This is a genomic window from Desulfobaculum bizertense DSM 18034, assembly GCF_900167065.1.
Lineage (GTDB): Bacteria > Desulfobacterota > Desulfovibrionia > Desulfovibrionales > Desulfovibrionaceae > Desulfobaculum > Desulfobaculum bizertense.
In genome coordinates this window covers 214230-238336 of the sequence record NZ_FUYA01000003.1, presented here as the reverse complement: position 1 = coordinate 238336, position 24107 = coordinate 214230, and the positions used below count along the sequence as shown (strand labels likewise).

19 protein-coding genes are annotated in these 24107 nt (G+C 52.2%); 12 read left to right on the top strand and 7 right to left on the bottom strand.

The window, feature by feature from the left end; genetic code table 11:
* The first annotated feature begins 4 nt into the window (after positions 1-4).
* Positions 5-1657, top strand: a complete 1653-nt coding sequence (locus B5D23_RS06105; RefSeq protein WP_078684527.1) for a flagellar hook protein FlgE — start codon at positions 5-7, stop codon at positions 1655-1657.
* A 127-nt stretch (positions 1658-1784) separates the two neighbouring features.
* Here B5D23_RS06105 and B5D23_RS06100 read toward each other — a convergent pair whose 3' ends face one another.
* Positions 1785-2153, bottom strand: coding sequence for a flagellar protein FlaG (locus B5D23_RS06100; protein ID WP_078684526.1), 369 nt, complete (start codon positions 2151-2153; stop codon positions 1785-1787).
* Between the two features lie 301 nt (positions 2154-2454).
* Here B5D23_RS06100 and B5D23_RS06095 point away from each other — a divergent pair, with 301 nt between their 5' ends.
* The gene (locus B5D23_RS06095; protein WP_078684525.1) at positions 2455-3312 is read left to right on the top strand and encodes a flagellin N-terminal helical domain-containing protein; all 858 of its coding nucleotides are present in this window, start codon (positions 2455-2457) and stop codon (positions 3310-3312) included.
* 100 nt (positions 3313-3412) lie between these two features.
* Here the strand turns inward: B5D23_RS06095 and rnc are convergent, their stop codons facing one another.
* Positions 3413-4114 carry a ribonuclease III gene (gene rnc, locus B5D23_RS06090; RefSeq protein ID WP_078684524.1) on the bottom strand — a complete coding sequence of 234 codons (702 nt, stop codon included), beginning with the start codon at positions 4112-4114 and terminating at the stop codon, positions 3413-3415.
* 718 nt (positions 4115-4832) lie between these two features.
* The gene (gene fusA / locus B5D23_RS06085; protein WP_078684523.1) at positions 4833-6878 is read right to left on the bottom strand and encodes an elongation factor G; all 2046 of its coding nucleotides are present in this window, start codon (positions 6876-6878) and stop codon (positions 4833-4835) included.
* Between the two features lie 390 nt (positions 6879-7268).
* Here fusA and B5D23_RS06080 point away from each other — a divergent pair, with 390 nt between their 5' ends.
* Complete coding sequence (locus B5D23_RS06080; RefSeq protein ID WP_078684522.1) at positions 7269-9815, top strand: ATP-binding protein; 2547 nt, start codon at positions 7269-7271, stop codon at positions 9813-9815.
* Complete coding sequence (locus tag B5D23_RS06075) at positions 9812-10198, top strand: response regulator (RefSeq protein ID WP_078684521.1); 387 nt, start codon at positions 9812-9814, stop codon at positions 10196-10198. The genes B5D23_RS06080 and B5D23_RS06075 overlap by 4 nt, the downstream gene beginning before the upstream one ends.
* A gap of 48 nt (positions 10199-10246) precedes the next feature.
* On the opposite strand, the gene flgM is transcribed toward B5D23_RS06075, so the two are convergent.
* The 3 genes from flgM to B5D23_RS06060 all read right to left on the bottom strand — a co-directional run bounded on the left by flgM (position 10247) and on the right by B5D23_RS06060 (position 12110).
* A complete protein-coding gene (gene flgM / locus B5D23_RS06070; RefSeq protein WP_159445933.1) occupies positions 10247-10540 on the bottom strand; it encodes a flagellar biosynthesis anti-sigma factor FlgM in 294 nt (97 codons plus the stop codon).
* A 200-nt stretch (positions 10541-10740) separates the two neighbouring features.
* Complete coding sequence (locus B5D23_RS06065) at positions 10741-11301, bottom strand: hypothetical protein (protein WP_144012563.1); 561 nt, start codon at positions 11299-11301, stop codon at positions 10741-10743.
* Positions 11302-11333: 32 nt separating this feature from the next.
* The gene (locus B5D23_RS06060) at positions 11334-12110 is read right to left on the bottom strand and encodes a tetratricopeptide repeat protein (protein WP_078684518.1); all 777 of its coding nucleotides are present in this window, start codon (positions 12108-12110) and stop codon (positions 11334-11336) included.
* 160 nt (positions 12111-12270) lie between these two features.
* On the opposite strand from B5D23_RS06060, the gene B5D23_RS06055 reads away from it, so the two are divergent.
* The 3 genes from B5D23_RS06055 (at position 12271) to B5D23_RS06045 (ending at position 16205) form a co-directional block, all read left to right on the top strand.
* On the top strand, positions 12271-12771 hold the full coding sequence (locus B5D23_RS06055; protein WP_159445932.1) for a TlpA family protein disulfide reductase: 501 nt from the start codon (positions 12271-12273) through the stop codon (positions 12769-12771).
* Positions 12772-12874: 103 nt separating this feature from the next.
* Positions 12875-13447, top strand: a complete 573-nt coding sequence (locus tag B5D23_RS06050) for a manganese efflux pump MntP (protein ID WP_233812898.1) — start codon at positions 12875-12877, stop codon at positions 13445-13447.
* 109 nt (positions 13448-13556) lie between these two features.
* Positions 13557-16205 (top strand): transporter substrate-binding domain-containing diguanylate cyclase, encoded by a 2649-nt coding sequence (locus B5D23_RS06045; RefSeq protein WP_078684516.1) that lies wholly within the window; start codon positions 13557-13559, stop codon positions 16203-16205.
* A gap of 8 nt (positions 16206-16213) precedes the next feature.
* On the opposite strand, the gene B5D23_RS06040 is transcribed toward B5D23_RS06045, so the two are convergent.
* Entirely contained in the window at positions 16214-17533 is a 1320-nt protein-coding gene (locus B5D23_RS06040; protein ID WP_078684515.1) for a M48 family metalloprotease, read from the bottom strand.
* Between the two features lie 473 nt (positions 17534-18006).
* Here B5D23_RS06040 and B5D23_RS06035 point away from each other — a divergent pair, with 473 nt between their 5' ends.
* The 5 genes from B5D23_RS06035 to B5D23_RS06015 all read left to right on the top strand — a co-directional run bounded on the left by B5D23_RS06035 (position 18007) and on the right by B5D23_RS06015 (position 24107).
* Positions 18007-18588 carry a TetR/AcrR family transcriptional regulator gene (locus B5D23_RS06035; protein WP_159445931.1) on the top strand — a complete coding sequence of 194 codons (582 nt, stop codon included), beginning with the start codon at positions 18007-18009 and terminating at the stop codon, positions 18586-18588.
* A gap of 17 nt (positions 18589-18605) precedes the next feature.
* Positions 18606-20732 (top strand): SulP family inorganic anion transporter, encoded by a 2127-nt coding sequence (locus B5D23_RS06030; protein ID WP_078684513.1) that lies wholly within the window; start codon positions 18606-18608, stop codon positions 20730-20732.
* 12 nt (positions 20733-20744) lie between these two features.
* Positions 20745-21953 (top strand): response regulator, encoded by a 1209-nt coding sequence (locus B5D23_RS06025; protein WP_078684512.1) that lies wholly within the window; start codon positions 20745-20747, stop codon positions 21951-21953.
* 74 nt (positions 21954-22027) lie between these two features.
* Positions 22028-23737, top strand: coding sequence for a sensor histidine kinase (locus tag B5D23_RS06020; RefSeq protein ID WP_078684511.1), 1710 nt, complete (start codon positions 22028-22030; stop codon positions 23735-23737).
* 13 nt (positions 23738-23750) lie between these two features.
* Entirely contained in the window at positions 23751-24107 is a 357-nt protein-coding gene (locus B5D23_RS06015) for a response regulator (RefSeq protein WP_078684510.1), read from the top strand.

Below are 24107 nucleotides of genomic sequence, written 5' to 3'. Positions count from 1 at the left end.
GGTTATGGGTTTGTCATCTGCAATGTGGACTGGCGTGTCTGGTCTGAACGCTCACAGTCAGAAAATGAGCGTCATCGGTAACAATATTTCTAACGTCAACACCTACGGCTTCAAAGGCTCGACCATGCACTTTGAAGACTTCATTAGCCAGGATGTCAACACATCCGCTGGTGTTGGTCAGGTCGGTCGTGGTGTTGGTATTGCTGCAATTTATGCAGACTTTTCACAGGGCGGCTATGAGACCACAAACGAGGCCACAGACCTCGCAATTGGTGGCCGTGGTTTCTTTAAGGTCAGCCCCAAGGGTGATGATACATCATACTACACCCGCGCAGGTAACTTCCGCTTCGATAACGACGGATTCCTCGTTGACCCGCATGGATATCCGCTCCAGGGCTGGAAGATTGACCAGAGTAGCCATTCGGCCCTTGCTCATGGTGGCACGACTGGTGCTGCTGCAATGAAATCAAGCATTCGCGGTAGCGGTGCACCAACTGACATCCGGGTAGAAAACTTTACCTCGCAGCCAAAGGCCACAGAAGCACTTTCTGTGATTGCAAACCTGGATGGTTCTGAAGGTGGCAACCATACGACTGATGGGACTGATCCCTACTTTGCCATGTTCAAGAACTGGAATGGCTCAGCAACTCCCCCGCTTGGCGACAAGCAGTATGCCTACCAGACGACCATGAAGATCTATGACGAGGGTGGCACAGCACACGACATGACTGTGTACTTTGACCAGGCCCCCGAAGTCACATCGACTGGCGACCGAGTCTGGGAGTACATGGTGACGGTTCCTCCGGGATCTGATGGCCGTGCTGATACCAGCGGAGACAAAATCGCTGATACCAAAGCTGCTGGAGTCATGATGGTCGGTACCTTGACCTTTGATTCTTCCGGTCAGCTGAAAAATCAGAGTGCATTCACTCTCAAGAGTGGAGATTATGATCCTTCTGCGGCTGACGGCGATGCTGCAAATCCGCAGACTCTGACAAACTGGGAAGCCGCCAAGTTTAACACTGACGGACAGCCTGTCTTTACTGCGAACTTCTCCGGCAAGGCAGACGCCAGCTTCCCCGGTGACACAGACGCACACAACATTGCTGTGAACTTTGGCCTGTCCAATGCGAATCCGAGCGGTGGCTGGGCTACAGGCGGTGCCGCAACTGCCGGTGCCGTTGGCACTGCTGCTGGTCAGCTTCCTGAATTCAACAGCACCACGGTAGAAGCCAAGGCCTGCACAAGCTTTGCTGGTTCCAGCTCGACGCAGTATCAGGCTCAGGACGGCTATACCTTTGGTTACCTCCAGAATGTGACTGTTGACCGCGACGGCATCATGTCTGGCCGTTACTCCAACGGTGTTACTCTGGAGCTGTATCAGGTCACAATTTATGATTTCCAGAACAAGTGGGGCCTGCACCGAGAGGGCGGCAACCTGTTCACGGAAACACGCGAATCCGGTGCTGCATCAGCAGGACCTGCCAATGCAAACGGATTCGGTAACGTCAACGCCAACTCACTGGAAATGTCCAATGTCGATCTTTCTAAGGAGTTTGTGAATATGATTTCCACAGAACGTGGATTCCAGGCGAACTCGAAGGTGATTACCTCGACTGACACGATGCTTCAGACTGTCATCGCCATGAAGAAATAGAACGCAAGACAACCATCTCCGAGTCTCTGCATATTGTCCGCGCATGGTGCCCACATGCGCAGACGACCCAAAGCTGCCCCCGGTTCTGCCCAACCGGGGGCTTTGCTTTTTGAAGTGTCTTTCGCGTTTATGCAACGGAATGAAAAACAGAATTGGTGGAGTTCTTTATGGCTGCTGCCAACTCCAGAATTGCATCAGATGGAACCTCTCGCAGGATCTGCTCACCCTGATTGTCCAAAATCCGCACCTGTACCTTTCCTGATTCGTCATCCACACGGAACTGCATCTTGAGACCAAAGCTCTCGGCAAAATTTTCCACAGGGGTCAGTATCTGCCCCAGACCGCCTGCCTCGTGTCTGCCGGTATGCTGATCATGCAGGTTTTGATGCTGCGAAGAATGGCGCTGCTCGCGCTGTGTGTTCTCCGGAGCCTCTATCCGTGCCGTTCCTGTTCCAAACTGGTTCGCTGTGTGGAGTGGGATACCATCAAAAAGCATACTCCACCTCCTTCCCCGAATGGGGCGGAAAAATGTCGCACATTTTCTTTATCGGATGGGCTGCAAAAGAGCTTAGGGCTGAGGAGAAATCTTTTCTGTCTGAGGGTGGGAAAACTTTGCTTGCTTCGTGACCTGTTTTTTATGGCGGGTTGCCTTTTGCCGGGAAAAAAGCTCCAGAAAAGGGCCAAAAGAGGTGAAAAGCTGAATGTTCAAAAAGTTAAGTGTTTGTAAATATTGAATAAAAAAGTTTTGGCACGCAGACTGCTTTACTCTTGGCAAGTCAGAACAAGGAGGTTTTGAAATGTCTTTAGTAATTAATCACAATCTGATGTCCATGAACGCTTCCCGTAACCTTAACGAGAGCTACGGCGATCTGAGCCGCTCCACCCGCCGCCTGTCTTCCGGTCTTCGTGTTGGTACCGCAGCTGATGACGCTGCTGGTCTGGCTATTCGTGAGCTTATGCGCTCCGACGTTGCAACCCTGAACCAGGGTGTTCGTAACGCAAACGACGCTATTTCCATGGTGCAGACCGCTGACGGCGCTTTGCAGGTTATCGACGAGAAGCTTATTCGTATGAAAGAGCTGGCTGAACAGGCCGCAACCGGTACCTACAACGATGAACAGCGTAAGATCCTGAACTCTGAGTATCAGGCAATGGCATCCGAAATCACTCGTATTTCCAATGCTACCGACTTCAACCAGGTACACCTGCTGAACGGTAACCTGAGCGATAAGGGTATGAAGATTCACTTTGGTACTGGCAACAGCTCCAAGGAAGACTACTATTCCATCAAGATTGGCACCACGACTGCCAGTGCTTTTGGTCTGGGTAGCGCAGCAGCTGCTGACCCCGGCAAGAGCATCGAGACTCAGGACAAGGCAGCAAGCGCTCTTGAGCAGATCGACAAGGCAATCGTTTCCAAGGACAACATCCGAGCTGACCTCGGCGCCCTTCAGAATCGTTTGGAAGCAACTATTTCCAATCTGGAAATTCAGTCTGAGAATATGTCCTCAGCAGAGTCCCGTATCTCTGACGTTGACGTAGCAACCGAGATGACTGAGTTTGTCCGAAACCAGATTAAGACGAAGTCTGCAGTTGCCATGCTTTCTCAGGCAAACAGCCTGCCGCAGATGGCTATGCAGCTTATCCAGCAGTAGAGATAATGCCGGTAGAGGAGGGCTTTTACCCAGCTTTTGCCGGATAAAAGATATGTGCCGGAGGACAGTACTGTCCCCCGGCATATCTTTTTTTATAGAACTATTTTTTTTTCTTTTCTTTCAGGTAGTTCAGTGCGTTTAATGCAGAATTTTGCTCTGCCTTTTTCACGCTGGATCCTTCTGCTACCAGAGCCGTTCCGTCCGGAAGGCTGACTTCGACACTAAATATCTTCGCGTGTTCCGGCCCTGCTGAGCTTTTCAGTGTGTACACCGGGCGCTCACGAAAAAGCTTTTGCGTCAGCTCCTGGAGCTTGCTCTTCGAGTCTTTCACTCGCGTTACGTCACAGTGCTCTGGCCATCTGCTTTCGAACACCGTTCCGATAACGTGCTGTGCTGCGCTATATCCACCATCAAGGAAAACTGCGCCAAGGATGGCCTCGAATGCGTCAGAAAGCAGTGAATTTCGCTCCCTTCCGCCTTGCCGCTCTTCTCCCTTACCAAGCATCAGCAGTTCGTTAATGTGCAGCTCCCGTGCGACTTCTGCAAGTGCAGGTTCGCTTACCAGCTGAGCACGCAGGCGCGTGAGCTGGCCCTCAGGGGCCTGTGGAAATTTGGCAAACAGAACTTCTGAGCTAGAGAGTTCTAAAACAGCATCGCCAAGAAATTCAAGGCGTTCGTTGTCTTCTGTGTCTTCACCGTTCTCGTTTGCAAAGGAACTATGGGTGAGGGCTGTTTCGAGGAGGGCAACATCCTTGAATTGGTGGGAAATACTGTTTTGAAGTGTGTCCAAATCGTGCGTCATTCTTTTCTCCAGGGAACATCCCGCCCGGCCGCGAGCTGTCAACATCAGAGTGTGACGGGTATTCCGCAATGATTGTTTCCACAAGAATACGGTCGCATCCTCGCGAAGTGAAAAGCTATTTTTTCTGTTTATGTCATTTGCAGGCTTTCGCCCGAACCTTTGTCAATGTTGCTTTTGCATCTCTTTCTTACGCGGAAGCGTCAAAAAGGTCTATATGATGCGGGTTTTTTCGGGTGACCCTGCAAGGGCTTTGGGGGTGGTGGGGGACGAGACGCTGTCTCGTGCTCTGCAAGGGGCGGCACCCCTTGACCCCGTCCAAGGACGAGGCCCTTGGGAATCCCGCTTTCACTCAAAAAAACAGGGCTGAATGGGATGAAAGCTTTGCTTTCCTCTCCATCAGCCCTGTTTTTTTAAGCTAGTGGGCATTTCCCGAACGCGTGTTCTTTTGCCTTTTTCTGCCGCACTTATTTTCTTTCAGAACGCTCGCGTTCAGAAAGAAAATGGTGGCAACTCGCAAAAGAGAAAGAGGCTCTCGACGTTATGCCCAACAAGTTTAAAAGCCGTGGAAGCGAAGCTTCCACGGCTTATAAACTCGATGAGGATACGTAAGGGAATCATTCCCTTACGCGGGGTCCGGGGCTGGCCCCGGCAGAGCACGAGACAGCGTCTCGTAACTCCCCCCTCCCACACCACACCACCTTCACCACAATTATTCTACTTACTGTGCTTCAGCCACAACGCGCTCAGTGACCTGCGGCGGAGCTTCTTCGTAGTGGTCGAAGCTCATGGTGAATGTCCCCTGTCCGCCGGTCATGGAGCGGAGGTCTGGGGCATACTGAAGGACTTCTTCCATTGGGACGTGCGCCTTGATTTCGGTAAGGCCGCCCTGCGAGTCAGAGCCAAGGACCTTGCCGCGCCTGCTGGAGAGGTCGCCGATGACGTCGCCCATGAAGTCGTCGGGGACGAAGACGGAGACAGTCACGATAGGCTCAAGGAGCACGGGTTTTGCTTCTTCTGCGGCTTTTTTAAAGGCGACAGAGCCTGCGATTTTGAACGCCATTTCTGATGAGTCGACGGAGTGATAGGAGCCATCATAGAGATGAACCTTAAAGTCGACGACGGGATAGCCAGCGAGCACGCCACGGACGGCGGCTTCCTGAATACCTTTGTCGACAGCGGGGATGTACTGACGGGGGATGGCGCCGCCGACGATTTCGTCGAGGAACTCATAGCCTGTCCCGCGAGGTGTTGGCTCGACACGAATAAAGCAGTCGCCGAACTGACCACGGCCGCCGGACTGTTTTTTGTGGCGTCCCTGAACGTCGGCATTCATCTTGAAGGTTTCGCGATATGGAATTTTTGGTGTTTGCAGCTGAATTTTAGTTTTACCGCGCCGCATGGCGCGCTCAATAGCGGTTTCGATGTGCATCTGGCCCATGCCAGAGATCAAAATGTCGCCGGTGTCCTGATCGCGGGTGAGGGAAAGGCAGACATCTTCTGCGAGGAGCTTGTGCACGGCGGCATACGCTTTGTCTTCGTCGCCTTTGTCTTCTGGGGCGAGAGCGTAAGACATAAGCGTTGGAGGCAGTTCAGGCGGAGTGACGCGGAAAGGTTCTTTTGCGTCGCAGAGCGTATCGCCTGTTGTTGCTTCCTTGAGTTTGGCAACGGCGACGATGCTTCCGGGACCGGCCGTGCCTTCAAATGGTGACTGATTTTTGCCGACAAGGGAGAGCAGTGCGCCGATGCGCTCTTTGTCGTCTTTTTGTGGGTTCTGGAGCGTGGTGTCACTGGTGAGCGTACCAGAGAGCACACGCAGGAGGGCGAGTTGCCCAGAGAATGGGTCCACAGTGGTCTTTAAGATAAAGGCAGAGACAGGGGCGTCGGGTGAGCTTTCGCGTTCCTGTTCTTCGCCTTGCCACGCGGCATGCTCCAGAGGGGAGGGGAAAAGTTTCTGAATAAGGTCGAGGGCGACCTGTCCACCCTGATTGTTGAGGGCGGAGCCGCAGGTTACGGGAACGAGTTCGCGGGAGAGAACGCCTTTTCGGAGTCCGTCACGAATATCGTCAAGAGAGAGTTCGCCTTCTTCAAGGTATTTTTCCATGAGGTCTTCATCGCTTTCGGCGATGTTTTCAATCATGGTTTCCTGCATGATCTCGACGGTGTCGAGCATGTCGCCTGGGACGGGGCCTTCTTTGAGCGAGCCGTCATCCTGGAAAAAATACGCCTGCTTGGAGATGACATTCACCAGTCCCTGAAACTTCTCTTTTTCACCTATGGGCATGTAGAGAAGGATGGGGCGAATGCCGAGCATAGACTGGAGGCTGTCGAACGCGGAGTCAAAGTTTGCACGGTCCCGGTCCATCTTGTTGATAAAGATCATGGCCGGGAGCTGGGCCTTTTCGACGTCCTGCCAGAGTCTTTTGGTCAGGGGTTTTGCGCCATCAACAGCATCAACGGTGAACAGAACTGCATCAGAAGCGAGCAGCAGGTATGGCAGATCACCGATAAAATTGTTGTCGCCGGGGGTGTCGATAAGGAAGTGAGGATTTTTTTCCCAAGAATAATGGGCGAAAGCAGGCTGAATTGAGCCGCGGCGTTTGATTTCCTCAGGCTCAGTGTCAAGGGCAGTATTGCCCTCTTCAATTTTCCCGAGGCGGTTGATGGCGCCGGTTTGAAGTAGCAGCATCTCGGCGACCGAGGTCTTTCCGCAGCCGCCGTGTCCTACAAGTGCATAGGTCCTTTGGTTCTTAAGCGCATCCGACATGGTCTCTCCCTTTTGCTATGTATTATTTCTGGGTGACCGCAGTGGTTTGGCGCACCGCGGTCTGGAAGCATGTCCGCGGGTAATATTTTTCAAGGTTTTAGAGATATACGAAGCGTTATTCAAAGTTGTCAAGGCGAAAACTCCATTAACAGGAGCCTGCTTTGTGTCAAAAAACCATTATTAAAGCGGGGGGATGGGGATTTTCTGTAGTTAGAAAAAAGTCTTGGAAACCTCTCTGAATCAGTGCTCAGGGGTGAGAAGATGAAAAACGGAGCTGCGCGCAAAATGGAGTACGAAGAAAAGTCCACCCAAGTAGACAAAATCTGTTTTTATGTGAAACTATGTGGTGAAATGTCATGACCGTTTGACGTGTGGGCACTGGAGGCCGTCATGGTGGATGTCCGGTGGATAAGAAAGCGTGTTGGTATTTTCCTGCTCGTGCTTGTGTGCATTGGCAGCTCTTTTGTTGCTGCGGCTCCGAAGACGGATGAGACGCAGCTTACGCCAGAGGAAAGGCAGTGGCTCGCACAGAGACCACAGGGAATTCGTGTGGCCTACGACGCGGGGTTTGCGCCTTTTGAATTCCGTGATGAGCAGGGAGAATTCTCGGGGCTTGGGGCCGATTATGTCCGTATGCTGGGGCAAAAACTTGGAACCAAACTGATTTTTCGGACGGATGACGACTGGAACAAGGTGCTTGGCTGGCTTCGCGAGGGAAAGGTTGATGTCATTAGCATCCTGAACAAGACCCCGGAGCGGGAAGGCAAGTTTTTGTTTTCCAGACCATACGTCAAAGTCCCTTGCGTCATTGTGACCCGGCGCGAAGCTCCTGACGTGAAAACACTGAATGAACTTGCGGGGAAAAAGGTTGGCGTCATTAATGGCTATGCCGTGGATGAATATGTGCGAACCCTGTATGGTTCCGTGGTTCAGGTAGTCGGAGTCAGCAATGCCAGCTCAGGGATGAGAAAACTTGCTTTCGGCGACCTTGATGCTTTTGTCGTCAATCTTGCGCTGGCCTCATACACCATCGAACAGGAAGGTATTTCTGGACTCAAGCTTGTTGGCGAAGACGTCATGGAACTTGAGTACTCAATGGCTGTGCGCAAAGATGCGCCAGAACTTTTGGCGATTCTGGAAAAAGGGCTGGAAATGGTCAGCCCGGCAGAACATGAAATGCTGATGAACCGCTGGTATGCGCTGGACAGAAACTCGGAACGGCTGGCGCTGACCTTACGTGTTGTGGTCTTTGTCCTGTTTATTGTGCTGGGCGTGCTGGCTGTCTTTTTTGTCATCAACAGAACGCTGAAATCGCGAGTGGATGAGCGTACCAAAGAGCTGCAAAAAGAGCTGGATGAGCGCCGAAGAGTTGAGCAGGAGCTGCGGGAGAGTGATGAACGCTATGGCCTCGTTGTCCGCGGGGCAAACGATGGAATCTGGGACTGGGATTCCGCGAGTGGCGAAGTGTACTTTTCTCCGCGCTGGAAAGAAATTTTGGGATACACAGACGCAGAGTTGCCCAACAGGCTTGAGGAATGGACGTCGCGCATTCATCCAGATGACCTGGACCGGGTGGACGAGTCAACGACCTTGTGCCGTGAAGGAGCTGCCTTGCATTTTGAAGTGGAATACCGAATGAAGCACCGGGATGGCGCGTGGCGCTGGCTTCTGGTGCGTGGAGTCGGTGTTCAGGATGCAAAGGGCTGTGCGACTCGCATGGCAGGGACGCAAACAGATATTACGGACCGAAAAGAGAGCGAAGGGGAGCGTGAAAAGCTTCGCGCCTTGCATCAGGCGATTATTGACGCGATGCCATCCGCTCTTGTTGCCGTGGACAATGACCTGCGCATCATTCAGCTCAACCGGGAAGCAGGGTCACTGTGCGAAGATGGATGTGGCCCTTTGCTTGGGAAAGAGCTGATGCGGGCAATTCCGTTTTTTGAGCAGGACAGGGACGTGGTGCTGAGAGCATTGCAGGAGCACCGGGTGCAGCTTGTTCCCCGCAGGCAGCGGGCAATTGGTGGCGAAGTGCGCTTTGAGCATATGACGGTGTACCCTTTGCCCAAAGAGCGCATTGGTTTTTCTGGAGCGGTCATTCGTGTTGATGACGTGACAGAGCAGACCCGCATTGAGGAAGTGATGGTGCAGGCAGAAAAAATGCTGTCTGTGGGTGGGCTTGCTGCTGGAATGGCGCACGAGATCAACAATCCGCTGGGTATTATTATGCAGTGTGCCGAGGGGGCAAAGCGACGCATTGCTCCCGATCTCCCTGCGAACAGGAAAAAGGCTGAGGCGCTTGGGCTTGGGCTGGAGCTGATGAATGAATATCTGACCCAGCGCGGTGTGACTGGCTACCTTGAGGGCATCCATGACGCTGGAAGCCGTGCCGCAAGGATTGTGGCGAATATGCTGGAATTTAGTCGCCGCAATACCGCCTCAGTGGAATCGTGCAACTTTAATGGCATTATTGATTCTACGCTGGAGCTGGCCGCAAATGATTATGACCTGAAAAAGAAATTTGATTTCCGGCAGCTTGAAATTGTGCGGGACTATTCACCAGAGATGCCTGTTGTGCCGTGTAATTCGACGGAAATTGAGCAGGTCCTGCTGAATCTTTTGAAAAATGCTGCGCAGGCTTTGGCAGAAATGGACTCTCCGCCGGAGACGCCAACGTTGTGGCTCAGGACTTCTGTTTCTGGAGAGTATGCCGTGATTGAGGTCTCGGATAATGGGCCGGGTATGCCAGAGGATGTGCGCAAGCGCATCTTTGAGCCATTTTTTACCACAAAGCCTGTTGGTTCTGGTACAGGGCTTGGCCTGTCCGTGTCGTACTTTATTGTATGCACGAACCATAATGGTCAGATTGAGGTCGATTCAGTTCCCGGAAAAGGGACAACGTTCCGAATCAAGCTCCCGGTTGGAGGTACTGCGGAATGAGTCAGGAATTTCCTGTAGTCTTAATCGTGGATGATGAGCCTCTCATTCGAGAGACCCTTGCGGACTTTATGGAAGACAGCGGCTATGAGGTGCTGACTGCCGAAAGTGGTGAGGACGGGCTGGAAATTTTGAAACGGGGGCATGTTGATTATGCCACGGTGGACATGCGGCTGCCGGGGATGGATGGAAATGCCTTCATCATTCAGGCGCTCAAGATTAATCCTCAGCTGAGGCTGTGTATTTTTACTGGCTCAACTGACTATGTGCTGCCAGCAGAACTTAGCGAGCTGGGGCTTGGGGATGACCATGTTTTGACCAAACCCCTGATGTCTTTGGATGTACTTCTGGAGCGTTTTGAAAAGCTGTATGGAGCGCAGGCATAAAAAAAGGGGGCTTCACCCGCAGGCAAAACCCCTATGAGGCTGAAAATATTATTCCCAGAGGTCGAGTTCCTCGGAGAGTATTTTTTCGGCAACAACTTTGCCGTCAGGTGCGTAGGTTCCGGCCGCGACTTGAGCTTTGAGCTGGGCGACCTTGTCTGAACGGATGCCAGAGTGCTCGGCTGCGGTCTCACGGGCCGCAGAAAGAAGCCGGGCATTGCCGCTGACAGAAACTTCGTCGTGCAGCTCTGACGATTCCTTGACATTGGGAGCAGACTCGTTGCGCTCTCCCATAATTTTAATTTGGTCGTAGGTCCTTGTCGGACCAATTCCCTTAATGCTCACGGCATTCCTCCTCTCGCGGGCGTCCATGTCTGGGCGCTTTCTCTCAAATTATGCTGTAGTTCAGGCTGCTGTCAATTTGACAGGTGTGCAGCTTTTTCTACAATTCAAGCAATAGATATGCCATATCAGGCGCTTTCCGCAAAGAAAAAAAGCTGCACAAAGGACAGTGTCCTGTCCATCTTGGCTGTGTTATCGGCGCGTCATGAGGAATGTTTAGAGTGAAATTCTGTGCTAGGCATACCAGAAGGCTGCATTTCTGTTGTATTGCGCGGGCAGTTTGCTGCAAGTGCGCATGATGCACAGCCGCCATTCCAGGGCATGGGAGTGAGCATTGCGTAGCGTCGGGAAAGAATGCAGCCGTCTTCTATGTGCAGACCAAGTTCTTTGGCGTGGTGCTCAATGCTGGGATGAGGGTGCGGAACTGGTGCGCAGCCGTGTTTGGCGATTTGTGGAACAAGCTGCGAGGCGGCGTTCATGATGAGATCAAGAGCAAGAACGTGAAGGAGATAGGCTGTGTGCGGGCTGCTGTTCCACAGTGTATCTATTTCTGTTTCTACGGCTTCGGCGAGCCATGCAAAAAGAATTCGGCCCTGAGGCGTGCGGATGGCATGAGCCTCAAGCTGTGTTTGCCAGCGGTCCCAGACCTCACGGAAAAAGGCCTCGTCTTCTGGAATGCGGTCGGCACTGGTACCGGCAAAGTCCAAAAAACGGACAAGATCAAAGGCTGGCTGGGGATGGAGCTGGATTCGCTGCTTGTGCATGGCTCTGAGCATAGACAAAACAAGGACAAAGGTCAGCCTGCGTCTGGTGTCGATAATTCTTTTTTGTCTGACGGGGACTTGTCCTGCTTTTTGGTGATGTAGTCCCGAAGGAGCGCAGCCTCGGAAAAGTCTGGAGCAAGCTTGAGCGCCTTGTCGATCTGCGCTTGGGCTTCGGCGTAGTGTTCGTTTTCAAAGAGCGCTCGGGCGTGATTAAAGAGCAGGTTTTCGTCGGAATCAGTCAGGCTGAGCGCCCGTTCATAATAGGCGCAGCAGGCTGTATACAGGCCGCTTTTTCTGAGCTGGATGCCAAACTCGTTAAAGAGGTGTTTGTGCTCTGGCTGAAAACTGGCTTCAAGCTCGACGAGTTTTCCCAGAATTTTCTCTGCCCGGTCCGTACAGCCGATTTCAAGGCAGCTGAGTCCAAGCCCAAAGTTGGCTCGAATGTGATCTTCATCAATGGCGAGGGCTGAGTCGTATTCCAGCTCTGCACTGTAATGTTCCCCTTTTTCCCGGTGCCTGTCGCCTTTGTCGACGTGCTCTTCCATCTTGCGGATTTGTGGGGCGACGCGGGCCATGTATATGCCCGGCTCTGGTGAATACTTTTCGAGGAGGGTTCGTTCTTCTATGGCTTGTGCCGCTCCAGAGGGCACAAGGTGTGCGTTCAGGGGACGAATGCTGAGTGCTGTTTCAGAGGTCTTTTCAACAAAATACAGCGTTGATTTTTCCGACTCTTTTTCTAGGGAAAAAACACCGGCAAAGGGAACTGGGAGCTGGGGTTCCTGCACTGGATTTCGTGGTGTACTGCACATTTTTGCAAGCTTTCCTTTTTTCTGTCAGAGAAAAAGAAGCAGTTGCCCATAAATGGGGTCTCCGCTCGTTTGGCGAGAGGAGAGGATATGTGTAGAATACCGTATTCTGCTCTCTACATCCATAAGAGAGCCTGTTTCACACATTCAAGCGAGGAAAAATATGAATCAGACGGTTTCCCGGTGCAGAAAAGTTATGCTTGTCGCACTAGCAGGACTGTTTTTGTTTATAGGTGCACAGAGTTCTGCTCAGGCAGAATATCTGGGAGAGACGGACGTGAAAAGTCTGCAAAAAATGATCGCCGAATCCAAGGGGACACCTGTACTCGTGTCGTTTTGGGCGTCTTGGTGCCCGCCGTGCCGCCGCGAAGTTCCTGTGCTGAAATCCCTTCGGGATGAGCTGACAGAAGAACAGTTAAAAATCGTCAGCATTTCTCTTGACCAGAGCAGGGACGATGCTAAAAAATTTGTGGCCGAGCAAAAAATGAATTATCCAGCATATGCTGGTGGGATGGATTTTGTTGAAGAATACGAAATTTCTGGCATCCCTCGTGTGCTGATTTTTGATGCCAAGGGCAAGCTTGCCGCTGACCACACCGGGTTTTCTACTGAGGAAGATTTCCGGGCCAGCGTGATGAAGCATGTTCAGGGTGCATCGAAATAAGACTGTCTTTGTTGAGACTGAACTTTGAGCACAAGGCGCCGTTTTTGGAAGACGGCGCCTTTTTTTAACGACGCTTGGGCAAAAACTGACTGGATTTGTACCGATGATGATGGAAATTTTGCTTGTTGCTCTGGCATTGGCAATGGATGCCTTTGCTGTTGCAACCGCAACTGGTGCTGCTGTGAACCGGCTGGATTTTCGCCACTACTTCCGGCTCGGCTGGCACTTTGGATTTTTTCAGGCCATCATGCCGATTATTGGCTGGTGGATGGGCTTTGCTGTGCGTGGGCTGGTTCAGGAATGGGCGCACTGGATTGCCTTTGTGTTGCTTGCTGCCATTGGCATCCATATGTTTTGGGAGTCCTTAACGGACGAGAGCTGTGAGAATGTAAACAGCGATCCGACACGGGGCATGTCTCTGGTGATGCTTTCTGTTGCAACAAGCATTGATGCCCTTGCCGTTGGCTGTAGCTATTCCCTGCTGGGGCGAGATATTGTGCTGCCTTCGCTGGTGATTGGACTGGTGGCCTGCGTCATGACCTGCCTTGGCCTTTCTCTTGGTCGAATCCTCGGAAAATTGTGTGGTCTCGGGCGTTGGGCCGGAATGGTGGGCGGTGTTACCCTTGTCGGACTTGGGGTGAATACGCTATGGCAACACGGAGTCTTTTCCTTTTAGGAGCGGCTCCCTGCACAAAAATTTGGGACAGTTGCCCGGGCTTTACGCAGGTCAACTGTCTTTTTTTTTATCTATCACACTCAATATATTGTGTATTTGGAGAAGCTGCATGAAGGATGTCTCTGTCACCCCCTGCGCTGGTGCTCGCGGTGTACTGTGGGCCGTGTGGGTGCTTTTTTGCCTTCTCTTTCTCCATCCTGAATGTTCTTTTGCCGAGGCACAGGTCGAGGCTTCTCCTCGTCTTGTGACGATTGGCTCTCACGATCTCCCTGGATTTTTTTCGTACATTGGCGGCGTCAAGACGGGCTTTGGCGTTGAACTGTGCCGGGAAATTGCCCGCCGCGCAGGCGATGACGTTCGCTTTGAATCGGCCACGTGGGGCGAGGTGCTGAACCATGCCCGAACTGAAAGTAACTATGGGGCGCTCCCTGCGGCCCGGTCCAAGAATCGTGAATCACACTTTAAGTGGGTCGGCCCGCTTTTGTTCAAGCGCTACTGGCTGTTCACGCATCATTCCAACAAAAAACATATTAGCTCACTTGCTGAAGCCAGAAATGCCGAAGCGATTGCCGTGGTTCGCGGATCTTTCTTGGAGCATTATCTGGTTGATGCGGGCTTTACGAATATCATCAGCCTGAGTGATGCAAGCCAGTGCCTGCGGGAGCTTGGAGACGGGCGCGTTGACTATTTTGTGTCTGACGAGGAAGTCGTGGATGGCCTGTCTCATTCTGCGGGCTATTCTCCCTCCACGTTCCGGCCTGACTTCCTCCTTTATGAAAATCCTTCCTACATTGCTTTTTCACTGAAAACGCCGTGCTCGGTTTCCGAAAGCTGGCAGCGGGCACTTGGCGAGATGAAGCGGGACGGCACGTATCGGACGCTGTTCCGGGCGTGGTTTCCTGAGAATAAAAAATATTTTTACTCAGGTGGAGACGCGCTCCCCATTGTGTTTTCCCCACAGGAACGCCAGTGGCTCAAGGAACATAAAGTTGTGCGGGTTGCCCTCGATCCCGGCTTTCCCCCTTTTGAGTTTTGGGACAGCGCAGGGCGGCCTGCAGGGATGGCTACGGATTACCTGTCCCTTGTTTCCCGAATGACAGGCGTGCAGTTTCATTATGTCCGTACGGGGTCGTGGATGGAGTCTATGGAACTCCTTAGGCGGCGGGAAGCAGACATTTTGCCAGCCATGCTGAGGACAGAAGAGCGACTTGATTTTGTTGCTTTTTCAGCGCCATATCAGCATTCCATCGTGGTGGCCATGACCCGGACAGAACACCCGTTTCGGACTCGGCTCGATGAGTTCCGCAAGGAGCGTCTGGCTGTGGTGAAAGGCTATGCCCTGTATCCGGGGACTGAGCTACTGCGAAAACGGGAATACCGGAATATTGAATCTGCGCTGAATGCCGTTTCCACAGGGGAAGCTGATTTTTATATTGGGAATCTGGCTGCGTTGAGCCATGTTGCGCGCTCTGCTGGCCTGACAAATCTCAAGGTCTCCTGCCGCATTGGGCGAGGCAGGCATGCCTTGCGAATGGGGATTCGCAGCGACTGGGCAGAGTTTGCCGGGATTATATCCAAAGTCTTGAGCGTGATCCCGGTGCAGGAGCAGAGCCTCATTTATGACCGTTGGGTTCGACTTCCGCATGAGCGGCCTGTCAGCCTGAACTCTGTCTTGTGGTGGGTGATTCGTCTTGGCGTGCCCGTGCTGTGCATTTTCCTTTTTTTGTGGTGGCGAAATTCCCGTCTTCGTCACGAAATTTGTGACAGGAAGGCCGCCGAAGCCGCCCTGCGGGAAAGTGAGCAGCGTTTGTCCATGGCCTTGGACAGTCCTGATTACGGGCTGTGGGAGCTGTTTATCCCGTCGCGAGAACTCCATGTCCCGGAGCGCCTTTTTCAGGAAAACCTTGGCTACCTTTCCTATCAGGTCCCAAGTAATTCTGCTGTGCTGCGAAAGATGCTGCATCCCAAGGACCTGATTCTTCTTGAACAGAGCCTGAACCGCTATCTGACAGGGCTGGACCCTGAATTTTCTTTTGAATTCCGCATTGCCAACTCCTCAGGGCACTGGATGTGGCTGCACATCATGGGGCGTGTTGTGGGGTGGAACTCAGAAGGTACTCCGTCTCGGCTTTTGGGCCTGTGTACGGACATCACCAGCCGAAAAGAGCTTGAAGACAGAATGCGCGAGCAGGTGACGACCGACTGTCTGACTCAGGTCTCGACGCGTCGGCATTTCTTTGATCTTGGTCATCGTGAAATAGCACGGGCCAGGCGGGAACGGACGCCCATTGGCGTGCTGATGATTGACGCAGACCATTTTAAGCAGGTCAATGACCGCCTTGGGCATGCCGCAGGGGACACTGCGCTGCGGACCCTGGCTGCGGTTGGGCGTGAGCTTATTCGGGATATTGATCTGTTTGGACGTCTTGGTGGTGAGGAATTTGCCGTGATTTTGCCCGGAGCAGGGCTTGAGGACGCCCTGAATGTGGCAGAGCGTCTGCGGCGCGAAGTCGAGAACAGGGTGCCCTGTGAGCTTGGTCCGCTTGGGCATGGTATGCTGAAATTTACCATCAGCATTGGCGTTGCCTCAAGCTTTGGCGGTGAGGAGACCCTTGATTCTCTTCTGTCGCGGGCAGATGTTGCCTTGTATGAAGCAAAGAAAGCAGGGCGCAATGCCGTGCGCTGTTCTGTTACTCCAGAGAAATTTATGACGCCGCTTCTGCTGCCTCCTGATGAGCAGGAAAAGCGCGACGCATAGCCCGAAGCTTAGCGCTGGCGGATATATCCCCAGTTTTGAAGCTTTCGGTAGGCACGCTTGGCCATGTCGCCTTGTGCTCCAGACTGCAAATAGCGGCCGTACTCCTGTGCGGCTGCTTCTTTTTTCCCCATTCCTTCCAGAGATAAACCGCGCAGATATACGGTGTTTGGATTGCCGGGCAAGCGCTGCTCGTAGGTTCTGAACTGCTGCTCTGCACCGCTAAAGTCCTGACGCACAAGCCGGGAGATGCCCGCCATGTGCAGGGCCTGTGCTTCACCGGGCTTGGCGCGTTTGGCTTTGTCTGCATAGCTCTGGGCGACCTGTGCCTTGTTCTGGGCCAGTGTGCATTTACTCATCATAAGCAGCCCTGCGTAATCATTGGGCATGGCCTTGAGCGCTGAGCTGAATTTTTGTTCAGCCTGTGGGTATTTTTTTTGCTGCATGAGCTTTTCGCCGTCCTGAAGCTGCATGATGGGCTTGCGTTTGGCCCGGAGCGAGGCCGTGTTGTCCATGTAGCGCTCACGATAGAGCGGCTTGTTTTTGTCATGCAGAAATTCCGTATCCATTTGCAGCTCGGCATTGCGCACCCGCTCTTCGCTCATGGGGTGGGAGGCAAAAAGAATCTGCATGGGATTCGGGCGGGATTTGTGCATATTGAGCAGATGTGTTTGCAGGCCGACCATGCCCGAAGGAGAGTAGCCAGTACGGACCATGTACTGCATACCGAGTGAATCAGCCTGACGTTCGTCTTCGCGGCTGTAAAAAGCGAGCAGGGCACCTGAGGCTGCGCCACCAAGTCCGGCTGCAATCGCGGCGTATTCTTTACGTTTTGTTGCTGCGAATGCAGAAACACCAGCGGCAACGGCAGAAATCAGCATGCCTTTTGACATGCGGGATGCGGTGTGGCGTGCATTGACGTGTCCCATCTCGTGCCCAAGCAGGGCAGAAAGCTCTGCTTCATTTTGTAAGGTCAGCAAGATGCCTCTTGTACATGCAATAGAGCCACCTGGGAATGCATAAGCATTGACGTAGACCGCATCAACACAGCGAAATGAATATGGCATGTCCGGGCGGTGCGTGTGCCGGGCCATAGCCAGTCCGGTCCGTGAAACATAGGCGTTAACTTTCTTGTCGGATGTGGCCCCGTAGTCCGAGGAAAACTGGTGTGGAGAACTCTTTTTGTCGAGCGCAATTTCCTGTTGTGGAGAAACAAACATGAGCTGCTGCTCTCCAGTAACCGGATTTATTGCACATCCAGCAAGAAATACTGCGGACGTTATTCCTGAAAGATAGAGAAACTCTCGCCTGTTCATCATGTCTGAAAGCATGGTGTCCCTCGATTGAAGATTCTGGTTGAGCGATAATATCACGACAGGATTGGCACTGTCAGCACTCAGACGCTTTGGTGTGAAAATCTCTTATTTCTCCGCGTTTTCTAGAAAAAAAGAGAAAACTCGTAAAGCTCCTGTTTTTCCGTGAAAAAAATTTTAATATCGGTGAATCAAGGATATTCGTTAAATTGAGATAAAAATCACATACTCAATTTCCTGTTTGACCTCTTTCTGAAAAAAGCGTGTCCAGACAGAGGCTTGCAGGGTGCCATTTGAGCCAAAAATGAGCAAAATCATATTTGCGTCTAATTCTCTCTGATTGGGAATAATTGCTCAAAATAGCGCATTCTGCCCTCCTGATTCTCCTGAAAAATTCGTGCGCTTGACAATGTGAAATGCAGCACATAAGGGGGAATGAATGCCGAGTGTATACTCGGGAAAACCGAGTGAACACTCGGTCTAGGAGTGCCATGTCGTACAAAGGAAAGATACTGGAAACAGCAAAGGAACTTTTTGCAACCCGTGGTTACAAAGATACATCGATTGCAGAGATTTCTCGCCATTCAGGGGCCGCTGAAGGAACGATTTTTCATCACTTTCGCAGCAAGGAAGAGATTTATGTCTCGGTTCTTGACCACGTGAAGGATGAAATTGTTTCCAAGGTGGAGGCGGGAGTTGCAGCAAAAATGTATGGCAACGGCTTGGAGATGGTTCTGGAGTATGTGTCCATGTTTTTCCGACTGTCGGAGCAGATGCACACAGAATTTCGGCTTCTTTTCAGATCCCACTTGTATTCTCTGGCCGGAATTCACCCTGCACTGCGCAAGGATGTTGAGGAAATTTATAACTGTTTTGTCGACATCCTTGTGGAAGCCATCCGAAAAGGTTTGCGGGATGGATCAATTAAGCCTGACGTTTCTGCCGAGCATCGTGGACTGATTATTTTTTCCATGATGACTGGCCTTTTGAGATTTCGGATGCTGAATCTGTTCCCCGTGAGAGCCATGTACGATGACGTGCTGATTTCATGCGAAAACATGCTCAATCCCTAACCGATGGAAGGGTGCACATGCTGACCCGAATTTTCCCATTCCTCTCTTGGATCAAGGGATATGGCGCCAAAGAACTTCGTGCTGACTTTACCTCAGGACTGACCGTTGCTCTGGTGCTTATTCCCCAGTCAATGGCATACGCTCAGCTTGCTGGTCTGCCAGCGTATTATGGCTTGTATGCCTCTTTCCTGCCGCCAATGATCGCCGCTCTGTTTGGATCGAGTCGCCAGCTCGCGACTGGTCCTGTGGCTGTGGTCTCGCTCATGACGGCAGCTTCTCTCGAACCTCTTGCCACTGCCGGAAGTGAAGCGTTTGTTGTGTATGCCATTTTGCTGGCGTTCACAGTCGGCCTGTTCCAGTTCTTACTCGGTGCCTTGCGCCTGGGACTGGTGGTCAACTTCCTGTCTCATCCGGTTGTTAACGGTTTTACAAATGCTGCGGCACTTATCATCGCCACCAGCCAGCTCTCCAAGCTGTTTGGTGTTTATGTAGACAAGGCCGCGCACCACTATGAGACAATTATCCGTGTTGTTGAAGCGGCAGTGGATTATACGCACTGGCCGACTCTTTTAATGGCGATACTCGCGTTTGTGATTATGATTGGCCTGAAACGCCTCGCACCGAAGGTGCCAAACGTTCTGGTCGCTGTTGTTATCACAACGCTTCTTTCATGGGCCATTGGCTTTGAGCATAACACGACTGCGGACCTGTCGACTGTTCAGTCGACCGAGGCCCAGCAGGCTGTGCAGGAATTCAACAAGATTATTCACACGATCCCGGTCCTTGGCGAAAAGCGGACGGAGCTGAATGGCCTGTATGCTGACGCCGTGCAGAATCAGGGGCTGACCTCGATCCCTGCGCTTGATTACAAGCATGACATCGAAGTCGTGAATATTCGTATTGAAAACCTGAAGCACAAGGCTCACGCATGGCGTGCCCGTCTGCGGCACATGAAGTTTGCCGGTGTTGAACAGGGAAACAGCATTGTTTTCTATGACTATGATGCTGTTCCTGATGGACTGACAACTGATGGTCGCCTCTGGCGCATCAAGGTTGGCAACAAGGAACTCAAGACCGATTCCCTCAAAATGATGGGTGGCGGCGCCGTTGTTGGTGTGGTTCCGAGTGGCCTTCCGTCCTTTACTGTCCCCAAGCTTGACCTCGGGAGTATCCTCCAGCTTTTGCCCTACGCTGCGATTATTTCGTTGCTTGGTTTTATGGAAGCTATTTCCATTGCAAAGGCTATGGCTGCAAAAACAGGTCAGCGCCTGGACCCGAACCAGGAACTTATTGGTCAGGGCCTCGCCAACATGGTGGGTGCTATTGGCAAGAGTTATCCCGCGTCCGGATCCTTCTCCCGTTCTGCTGTTAACCTCGCATCTGGCGCAGTCACAGGTCTGTCCAGCGTGTTTACCTCGCTGGTGGTTCTCATTGTGCTGATGTTCTTTACGCCACTTCTGTATCACTTGCCTCAGTCTGTGCTGGCTTCGGTCATCATGATGGCTGTTATTGGCCTTTTGAACGTGCATGGTTTCATTCACGCATGGAAGGCTCAGTGGTATGATGGCGCTATCTCAATTATAACCTTCCTCTGTACCCTTGGCTTTGCTCCGCATCTGGACAAGGGCATTATGGTGGGTGTTGTTCTGTCTCTTGGTGTCTTTTTGTACAAGAGCATGCGCCCAACCGTTGCCGCCCTGTCTATGTCGCCAGAAAAGAGCCTTCGGGACAGTGCCGTATATGGCCTGAAAGAGTGTGAGCATGTGGCGGTGATTCGTTTTGACGGACCGCTGTTCTTTGCAAATGCAAGCTATCTTGAAGACCGTATTACGGATATCATTCAGACCAAGCGCAATCTTCGCCACATCCTGCTTGTTGCCAACGGCATCAATGACATGGACGCATCTGGTGAAGAAGCGCTGTCCCTGATTGTCAAGCGAGTGCGTAGCGCTGGTTACGGCATGTCACTTTCTGGTGTGAACGAGAAAGTCATGTCCGTGATGGAGCGGACCCATTTGCTGGAATCCATTGGTGAGGAGAATATTTATGAGACTCAGGCAGAGGCATTGCCAGCCATTCATGCAAAGGCGCACGAAGGCTCTGACGAAAAGGAATGCCCTCTGACTGAAGTCTGCCCGATCTAAAGGAGACTCCTTATGGCTATCATCGACATTTTCAACGCGTCCTACGTGCGGGCAGAAGAAGTTTCGGCCCGGGTCGCTTCCGAGCTTGGACTTGCAGTTGTTCGTGATGAAGAACTCCTTTCCAAAGCTTCGGAGCGGTATGGGATTGCTGAATCTCGACTGCATAAAACCATGTTTGGCAAGACCAGCGTGTTCAATTCCTTTACGCATGAGCGTGAGCGAAATGTGGCGTGCTTGCGGGCTATTGTGGCCGAAGAGCTGAGCAGGGATGACCTGATGCTCTTTGGATGGGGCGGGCTTTTGGCTCCGCGTTCCATCTCGCATATGCTGCGTGTCCTGCTCGTGGCCGACATGGGCTTCCGTGTTTCTCATGCTGTGGGCACAGAAAATGTGTCTGCGGAGGAAGCAGGAAAGCTGGTTGCGCAGGAAGACGAGAACCTGCTGGCGTGGAGTCAGTTCGTTGCTGGGCGTCCGCCCTTTGACGAAGCACTCTATGATTTGGTCGCTCCAATGGGGTCCCGTTCTGTGGACGACATTGCCGGGCTGGTCATTGAAAATGCCCGCCGTGGTGTTCTGGTGCAGACTGCGCAGTCTGTGCAGGCTGTGAAGGACTTTAAACTTCAGGCACAGGTAGCACTCTCTCTGGCACAGGCTGGCCACATTGTGGGCGTCGAAGCCAGTCAGGGCGTTGTGACCCTGACCATCAACAAGAACGTCATCATGCTTTCCCGTCTTGAGGACGAGCTGAAACGTCTGACTGTTGCTGTTGATGGTGTGCAGGAAGTTGTGACCCGTGTGGGCAAGGACTTTTATCAGGCCGACATTTACCGTCGTGCTGACTTTAGTCTGCCAAACAAGGTCCTTTTGGTTGACGACGAGCGCGAGTTTGTCGAAACCTTGTCCGAACGTCTGACTATGCGTGATATTGGTTCTGCGGTTGTGTATGACGGCCCGCAGGCTCTGAACCTCATGGAGGAAGAAGAGCCAGAGGTTATGATTCTGGACCTGAAAATGCCCGGCATGGATGGCATTGAGGTCCTGCGTCGCGTTCGCCGCAACCACCCCAATGTTGCAGTGATTATCCTGACAGGCCACGGTTCCGAAAAGGATCGCGAGACCTGTATGGAGCTTGGTGCCTTTGCCTATCTGCAAAAGCCTGTGGACATTGACAGTCTGTCTGCCACAGTGAAAAATGCGTATGAAAAGGTCAATGCATCCTAACTGATATACCCGGGAGGGGGCGTCTGTTCCCCTCCCGTTTCACTTCTGAACACGGTCGAAGGATGGTGATTCACATGGCTCGCCTGTTTCGCATCGCACGTCCCCGCTTCTGGTCGAAAGAAGATTCTCAAAGCGACAGCATCATGAATTACCGACGGCTTTGGGCGCTCGTCGTCACCGTCATGCTTCTGGTTTCCATTGTCCCCCTGTGTGTCATGTCGTTTGCGGACTTTAGTCTCAGCAGAGAAAAAGCCGAAGCAGACAACACCTTCCGTGTTTCCCGTCTTGTTTCCAATTCAAAGCATACTATTGCCAATTTTATTGAAGAGCGCCGGGCTGCGCTTGAATTTGTCGTCAGTCATCTTTCTCGCGAGCGTCTGTCAGATCAGGCTGAGCTTGGTCGGGTTTTGCTGAATCTCAAGCGAAGTTTTGGCGGAGTGTATGACATCGGCTTTGTGGACAGCAGCGGCATGCAGCTTGCCTATTCTGGGCCGCTTAACCTGACTGGCCGCGATTATTCTTCGCAGGACTGGTTTCGGGAAGTCTTGACTCGCGGAGTGTACATCAGCCCGGTTTTCCGTGGCTTTCGTGATGTGCCGCACATGGTCATTGCCATAAAGCATGATGACGCCGACGGTGACTATTATATTTTGCGGGCCACGCTGGACACGGCGCGGTTCAACGATTTGCTGCTTTCTCTCAATATCTGGAAGGGCGGCGATATTTTTATCATGGACAGGCAGGGAATTTTGCAGACCCCAACGCGCCGGTCTGGTCGCGTTTTGCAAAAGGCACCGTATCCTGTTCCGGCCTATTCTGATTCCACAAAGCTTATTGATATTGTGGACAGTGTCGGCCACCCCATGACTATGGGCTATGCCTACATCAAGGGAACCCCCTACATCCTGACCCTTGTGACTTCAAAGAAAGATGTTATGAATACGTGGTGGGAAGCTCGCCTTGAAATTCTTGGCTTTTCCATCCTGAGCATCTGGGCCATCGTTTTTGTTGTCCTTGGTGTTTCTTCCACTCTTGTGAGTCGCGTGTATGACGCGGACCAGCGGCGCATGGTTGCCATGCACAATGCCGAGCATTCAAACAAGATGGCGTCGATTGGCCGTTTGGCTGCTGGTGTCGCTCATGAGGTGAACAACCCCCTTGCAGTCATTAACGAGAAGGCTGGTCTCATGAAAGACCTGCTTTCCTTTGGCAAGAGTGTGGAAGATCAAAAGGAGAAGTTCCTCAAGCTGACGGATTCTATTTTAGCATCGGTACAGCGTTGTGGAACGATTACGCATCGTCTGCTGGGCTTTGCCCGGCACATTGATGTGCGGCTGGAAGAGCTGGATATCGAACCCGTGGTTCGGGAGGTCTTGAGCTTTCTTGAGAAAGAGGCAGAATATCGGGGGCTTGAGGTCTCTGTCGATTCTGACCCCGATGTGCCGCCGGTCAACAGCGACCGGGGACAGCTTCAGCAGGTCTTTTTGAACATTGTCAACAACGCCTTTGCTGCCGTGGATGACGGCGGGCGCATTAAGATCGGCATTCGAAACCTTGATGCCAAGCATGTGATTGTGGACATTACAGACAACGGCTGTGGCATAACTGAAGAGCATCTCAAGCATATCTTTGAACCATTTTTCTCCACCAAAGGTGAGAAAGGTACAGGTCTTGGACTGTCCATTACCTATGGGCTTGTTCAGAAACTTGGCGCAGAAATGACGGTGGACAGCACTGTGGGAGTTGGAACAACCTTTCACATTGTGTTCCCCGTGAAGAGTTAACGGAGTAGACAACGTGCATATTTTGCTGGTTGATGACGAGGCTGAACTTGTAGAAACTCTCGCGGAGCGTCTTGAGCTTCGTGGAATCGATACGGACTACGCGCTTGATGGCGGAAAGGCATTGTCTCTTGTTCAGGAAAAAGCTTACGACGTGGTTATCGTCGATATGAAAATGCCTGGAGCCAGCGGTATTGACGTCATGCATAGCCTTAACCGGGCACGCCCCGGAATGAAATTTATCTTTATGACTGGGCACGGATCAGAACAGGACCGCGATGCTGGCTGCGAAGCTGGAGCCTGTGACTATTTGATGAAACCTGTCCAGCTGGACCTTTTACTTGAGCGGGTAAAGGCTGCCTTGCAGCTCTAA